A 2,199-nucleotide genomic window follows, 5' to 3' on the forward strand; every position below is an offset into this window, starting at 1 on the left:
GTTACCAAAATCGTCGAAATTCAGGTTTTATACAGTTGCCATTAACATATCGCAAGTGCGTTTGAGGTTCTGCCATGTCTGCGTTTGTTAATATTATATCACCATATCGTTGGTGGTTGCCTTCTTGTATGGATTATACATAATAACGCAGTTTAGTAGCATTTATGTTGTTCCCTCGGTTATTAGAATTGTTTAAATTATTCTGGACATTCCTGAACGTTCTGGAGCATTTTGGAGAAAGACTATACATTATAATATTATTAGATTATAAGAATGTTTATTATTCTAAATGATTTTAATAAGTTTAACGGCAAAATGCCGACTAAATCGAGGTGAAAATATGAGGTTGAAAAATATAACTCTGGCAGGAATAATCCTGTTAGTGTTGGTCTTTACTATAGGCATGGTCAGCGCCACAGATAATGCTACGGGCATTGAAACGCCAACAGTTACCACGACTGGAACTGCAACTGAAACATCAACTGTCAATGCAATGGCTGCCAGTACAGCAATTGCAGGACCGGTGGATGATAAGTCGGGTGGAGGTCTAATCGGTCCTGGAAATGCTTTATACGGATTACAGATAGCATTTGAGAACATCGGTGAGACCTTTACATTCAATGCGAGTGAAAAACTCGGAAAACAGGTAGCCCATGCGAGAAAGAGGATAGCTGAGGCAAGAGCGGCCTTAAAAAGGAATGATACCGACGCCGCAGATAAAGCACTTGCTCAGTACAAAGCGAAAATGAACTATGTAAATGAGTCAATTTCCAAACTTTCCGATAAAGATACTGGACTTATCAATGCACAGCAAGAGATTGCGAAACATCAGGAAATTCTGGAACAGCTTCTTGCTTCACATCCCAACAGTGCAGGCATTCAGAGAGCCTACAATAACAGCGTGGAACTTAAGAGAAAGTTTGAATCAAAGGTCGAGCAAAGACTTGATTCCAATACCACGAAAGGGGATCAAGAGATGTCTAAGGCTGAAAAGACAGTAGCATCCGGAAAAGCAAGATTTCCCGAGATAGGTTAAGCTTCACCTATCTTTTTTTATCATACTCTTATAATTAAAACAATCACAAAATAATTCGGAATTTCAGCAAATCATGCAACTATAAATTTCTTAAATTTTATATCTTCTTAGGTACGTTTCAGAGGCAGTTATGAAGCGATAAAACGGTTATAGGTGCGAAGCAAGATAATATAAGTAATAATGTACATCATCTAAATGTATATCATCCAAATGTATATTATCTAAATATATATAATTCCAGTTGAAATAAAGGGGTGATGGTACAAATTTCACACACTTAATTTTCACTGAAGCTTTTACTTCACACAACCTTCATACAGCTCTCAAGCCGGCCTTGTTCTCTGTGGAATCAGCGCTACATTTGATTTTATCTTACCCTGCAAATCTCCCTGCCGCCGAAGACTAAAAAATTTTAGACTCATTACTTATAAGTATAACTTTTCCCCATAACCTATTAAGGGTGAGTGGGAGTGTTAAGTAGAAATTCAAGAATAGTTATTGGAGCAATAATTGCATTGCTCCTGATAGTTACGGTATATGTAGTTGCGCAGCCTCGCGTTATCCAGAACCAGGACATGAATTTTATGGACACTGAAACAGCAAAATCCGGTGCATCAAATACGGAGACGCACACCGGTTCAGACGGTAAGATCCTTCCAACAGCGGTAGCAACAACACAGCCAGCAGCATCAGACCCGCCAGCACAGGAACAGCAATCAAAGGCAGAAAATACAAATGCCATAAAAATTATAGCTTATAAAATTGCAGCTTATGGAGATTCGCCGTCTGCAGGATTCAATTTTGGAAAAAGCAGCATCGATAGATACTGTATTTATAAATTGCAGGAAACAAATAAAACTTTGAGTGTTCAAAAACATGCAGAATATTGGATGGATTACATAGCAACCTATCTTGAAGGAATGCATAATATATCAGAATTTGAGCAGCGATATAATCTCACACAATCCAGCTGCGTGGAGAGATTAACGGCGAATATAAATAACGGTTCCAAGCCTGTGGAGAATGCAGAAAAGATGTTAGTCACAGTGAAATAAGCGCCCTGGAAGTATGGTGGTTTGCGTAAATAGATATTGTCTCCTTTGCATCTTAGGGATATAATGTAGGTCGCATTCTTCTAGTGGAGCGTTTGACAAGTTTTTTCC

Annotated in this window: 2 protein-coding genes; both read left to right on the forward strand. The window is 38.5% G+C overall.

Annotated elements, in window-relative coordinates; genetic code table 11:
* Positions 1–340 precede the first annotated feature (340 nt).
* Positions 341–1,036 (forward strand): DUF5667 domain-containing protein, encoded by a 696-nt coding sequence (locus tag MNV_RS05240; protein WP_096204317.1) that lies wholly within the window; start codon positions 341–343, stop codon positions 1,034–1,036.
* A gap of 470 nt (positions 1,037–1,506) precedes the next feature.
* Positions 1,507–2,091: a hypothetical protein gene (locus MNV_RS05245; protein ID WP_143311644.1), complete on the forward strand. Its 585-nt coding sequence runs from the start codon at positions 1,507–1,509 to the stop codon at positions 2,089–2,091.
* Positions 2,092–2,199 lie beyond the last annotated feature (108 nt).

Source organism: Candidatus Methanoperedens nitratireducens (genome assembly GCF_900196725.1).
Taxonomy (GTDB): Archaea; Halobacteriota; Methanosarcinia; order Methanosarcinales; family Methanoperedenaceae; genus Methanoperedens; species Methanoperedens nitroreducens_A.